General features: G+C 53.5%; 4 protein-coding genes. 2 read left to right on the top strand and 2 right to left on the bottom strand.

Annotated features, from left to right (window positions below; all coding sequences use genetic code 11):
- Window positions 1-8: 8 nt before the first annotated feature.
- Together GX108_07625 and rsmA are read left to right on the top strand one after the other, a co-directional pair.
- Window positions 9-512, top strand: a complete 504-nt coding sequence (locus GX108_07625) for a hypothetical protein (protein ID NLO56899.1) — start codon at window positions 9-11, stop codon at window positions 510-512.
- A gap of 1,435 nt (window positions 513-1,947) precedes the next feature.
- The gene (rsmA, locus tag GX108_07620) at window positions 1,948-2,817 is read left to right on the top strand and encodes a ribosomal RNA small subunit methyltransferase A (protein NLO56898.1); all 870 of its coding nucleotides are present in this window, start codon (window positions 1,948-1,950) and stop codon (window positions 2,815-2,817) included.
- A gap of 12 nt (window positions 2,818-2,829) precedes the next feature.
- Here rsmA and GX108_07615 read toward each other — a convergent pair whose 3' ends face one another.
- Window positions 2,830-3,105, bottom strand: a complete 276-nt coding sequence (locus GX108_07615; protein ID NLO56897.1) for an HU family DNA-binding protein — start codon at window positions 3,103-3,105, stop codon at window positions 2,830-2,832.
- A gap of 113 nt (window positions 3,106-3,218) precedes the next feature.
- Window positions 3,219-4,273, bottom strand: a 1,055-nt coding sequence (locus GX108_07610; GenBank protein ID NLO56896.1) for a ribosome biogenesis GTPase Der, incomplete at its 5' end; no start/stop codon positions are given.

Genomic DNA, 4,273 nt, shown 5'->3' with positions numbered 1-4,273 from the left:
GCAGGTAGATGACGACCCGAATAGGGCGTATTTCAATCCGGGTCCCCCAGATGCGGGGCGGAGGCCTGGACACGGAAGAGTTGAAGCTTCTGCCTCGGTTCGAACAGGCCTTCCTTCTGACGCTGCTTGAGATGGTCATAGACGGTGTCAGCACCAGGAAGGTCAGGCGGGTTATGGAAGAATTCTGGGGCCTGGAGGTCTCCAAAAGCACCGCCCTCCGGTTGTTCGGACTTCTGCATGGGCGGGTTGCGGATTGGAACGAGCGGCCCCTTGAGGGGACGGACTATCCCTTTCTCCAGGAGGGCAGCCCTGGTGATCCAGGTGAGGGAAAACCGGAAGGTCGTCAAGAAGGTCATCCAGCTTGCCATCGGTGTTTTTGGTTCGGGGTACGGGGAGGTTCTCGGCATCCGGGTGGCCCGTCAAGAGAGCGAGACAAGTTGGAGGGAGTTTTTCACCTGGCTCAACAAAAGAGGGCTGGCAGGAGTGGGCTACGTCACCTCCGCCGACCATGAGGGATTGAAGCTGGCTTTGGGAAAGACCCTGCCCCATGTGGTATGGCAGAGGTGCCAGACCCACTTTTCCAGGAGCCTGCTGGACAAGGTGCACAAAAAAGATCGGCAGCAGGTCCATGCCAAGCTGAAATACATGTATGACGCACCGACAAAGGAAAGGGCCCTGGAAGCTGCCGAAGAGCTCATGGACTTTCTTGAAGAGCGCTATCCCGAGGCCATGGGTATTTTGGACAATGCAAAAGAAGATATCCTGGCCGTCTATGATCTCCCGGCGCATTGCCGGAAGAAGGTGCGGAGCACGAACATGACGGAGCGGACCAATGAGGAGATCCGGAGGCGGGAACGGGTCATCCGGATCTTCCCGAAGGATGCATCGGCGATGATGCTGGCAGGTGCGTATCTTCAGGAACCCGGTGAAGAATGGATTTCGGGACGTCGGTACATGGATCTGGCGGAATTCCATGAAGCGAAGGCGGAACAAGAACAGAAGGAAAAGGCCTCAGTGAAACAGCAAGTCAACATGGCTCAACCAGAGGCCGTGGCGGTGAATGTGTAACCGGATCCGAATTTACAGCAGTTCTGGGACTTGACTTTCTTTTTGAATTCCTCATCATATTTCTCTCTCTTGTTTGGCATGATATCTCAGCTCCTCTCGAGCATTTAATCTATCTTGCCAAACTGTACGAAATTCTAGCACCGACCCGGTATACTCTCACTTTTGATAAGCGTAAGTATGAATGGTATTTTCTTATGGTTCGACTTTTTAGATGAAAAACCCGTAATTCACCTGAGAATAGACAACTTTTTTGATATCGCCTACTTCCAGCTTGCACAGCTAATGACGAAACCGGAAGGCAACGACGGTCGGGCCCACCTGAAGACATGCCCCATCGAAGAAGGGGGTTGCGGAAGTATCTTCTGGGGCCATGGCAACAGGAAATACTGCCCGGATTGCCGCAGGAGTACCGCGGCGTACCGGCGAAAGAAGAGAAAGAAAGGCGCCTCTCTTGAAAAGGGGTAACAAGGGTAACAATGGTAACGGCAGTAACGGTACTCCGTGCGATTTATTTTTTATGGGAAGGGGGTACCAAAGGTACCAATAGTAACGGTACTCCGTTCAACTTATTCTTTCCTTGGAAATCCCCTTGAAAGGGCCCTTTTTTGCTCAAAAAATACTGCCAATTTACTGCCAACAGGACAAAAAAAGGGTAAAATAGGCTAAACTGGATGTAAAATCATATAGAACAAAACACCCGCAAACGCAGTTAGGATCAAGCTCTAGGCAATTAGAAAAAATCAGGTTAATAGGACTGGGGGTCAAGGGGTCGGAGGTTCAAATCCTCTCGTCCCGACCAAGGATCAAAAGCGGGAGACCTTCTGGTTCTCCCGCTTTTTCATACTCTGAACCTCGATTTATGGCCGGGAGTCGAAAAAGATGCTGGAACAATACCACAGACCAAACACCCGGATAGGGCAAAACTTCCTCGTCGACAAAAATATCCTGAGGGTCATCCTCGACCGCAGTGAAATAGGGCCCCAGGACGTGGTGCTGGAGGTCGGAGCGGGCAGGGGCATCCTGACGGAGGGCCTTTTGGAGAGAAAGCCCTTGCTGGTCTATTCATCGGAGATCGACCGCAGGCTGGAACCCTGCCTTGAAAATATCCGTATCCATTATGCCAACCTTAGAATCCTGTGGGGAGACGCTTTGAAAGGGGGTCTTCCGCCACGCCTCGATCCGTCCCCCAACAAAATGGTGGCGAATATCCCCTACCACATCACTACCCCCCTTTTGTGGAAGGTACTCGAGCTATATGCCCCCGCCGGTCTGAATTACATGCTCCTGATGGTACAAAAAGAAGCCGCGGAAAGGATCTGCGCCCCGGCGCGCTCGAAGGGCCGATACCCCCTTGGTATAACCCTTCAGGCGATGGGAGAGCTTCGCATTATCAGGAAGGTCCCCCCCGAGGCCTTTTTTCCCTCTCCTGAAGTTACCTCCGCCCTTCTGGAGGTTTCGATAGATAAAAACCACCACCTTCCCGGCGTCAGAGCCTGGCGGAACCTCATCCGCACGGCCTTTATGAAAAGGAGGAAGACCCTTCTTAACAACCTAGGCGGGCTCTTGCCGGGTATGAAACGGGAGATAGCCGACAGGATGGAACAGGCAGGCCTTTCCGTTTCAACCAGGGCGGAAGAGCTCGAACTTGATCAATGGCAAGTCCTTTTCGAAATACTTCGACCCTCGCTCCAGGAGAAAGAAGAACCGGCAGGCGGCCTGGGCCGCCTGCCGGCAAATCCGGATGAATAAGATCGGAAAGGATTAGCGAACCTTTTCTTTCAGGGCTTTGCCCGGGCGGAAAGCCGGAACCTTTTTCCCCGGGATGTTGATGACCTTGGTGGGATCCTGGGGATTCCTCCCCTTCCTAGGGGCTCTTTTCCTGACCTCGAAAGTTCCGAAGCCTACTAGCTGGACTTTCTCTCCCTTGGAGAGAGCCTTGACGATCGCCTCGAAGGTGGAACCCACAGCCTCGTGCGCCTGTTTCTTGGTGATGCTCGCAGATTTCGCGACCGCATTGATCAGATCCGCCTTAGTCACTTTGTCCGCACCTCCAACTCTTCAGGTTGTCAACTAGGCCGTCGATTCTCTCTTCTGACGGCCAGATACACTAATATCATCTGCCCCATAAGTGGTCAAGTACAGATCGAAAATTAGGCCCCTTTCCGCGCCGATCGCCAGAAGATCCTGAGAGGGGTGCCTTCGAAGTCTCCCATCTCCCTGATCTTTTTCATCACGGTCCTCTCAAAGGAACGGGTAACGATGTTCCTGTCATTGACGAAGAAAGCGAAGGCCGGGGGGTTCATGGCCACCTGAGAGCAGCTCCTGATTCGAAGTGTCCTGCCTCGGGAATCATTCGGCAACCTTTCGAAGGCCAGCACGTCCCTGACGAGGGCTACCGTTTTTGAGGCATCCAGCCATCGCGACCGGTTGAACTGGACCATGGCGATCTTATCGGGCATCTTGTGGACTCCTCTCCCGGTCAATCCAGATATGAAAACCAGGGGGGCAAAGTCAGCGAAGGACATCTCCTCCCTGACCTGCCTTGTTATCCTGTCCCCCAGGTCCGGATCCTTCTCGAGCAGGTCCCACTTGTTGACCGCGAGGATCAAGCCCTTGCCCTTGTCAATCACAAGTCCGACTATCTTCTTGTCCTGGTCGGTACAGATCTCCGATCCTTCCATCAGCAGGACTACCACGTCGGCCCTTCCGATGCTTTCATGGGTCCTGACGAGCGAATAAAATTCCACATCGGAGCCCATCCTGCTTTTCCTTCTCAGCCCGGCCGTATCGATGAAGCGAAAGGGTTTACCACCGATAAGGACCCGCGAGTCCACGGAATCCCTTGTTGTTCCAGGCATAGGGGTTACCAGGGACCTCTCGGAAGACGAAAGATAGTTGAGAAGTGTCGATTTTCCAACGTTTGGTCGCCCCACTATCGCTACCGAGATCTCGCCCTCGGGCTGATCTTCAGGACTCTGGGTTTTTTCGAAGATCAGTTCTATGATTCTGTCCAGGAGTTCATCCATATTCCGGTTGTGAGCTGCGCTGACACCGATAACGTCGGGGAAGCCAAGGGCATGTCCTTCAAACTCCCTCTCCTCGTGCACGGGATCGTCGATTTTATTCACGGCGACGATGACTGGCTTACCTTTTTTCCTCAGGAAGAGCGCCACTTCCCGGTCAAGGGTCGTCAAACCGTCCTTGC

The organism is Thermovirga sp. (genome assembly GCA_012523215.1).
Lineage (GTDB): Bacteria > Synergistota > Synergistia > Synergistales > Thermovirgaceae > 58-81.
This window is presented reverse-complemented; position numbering and strand designations above follow the sequence as displayed.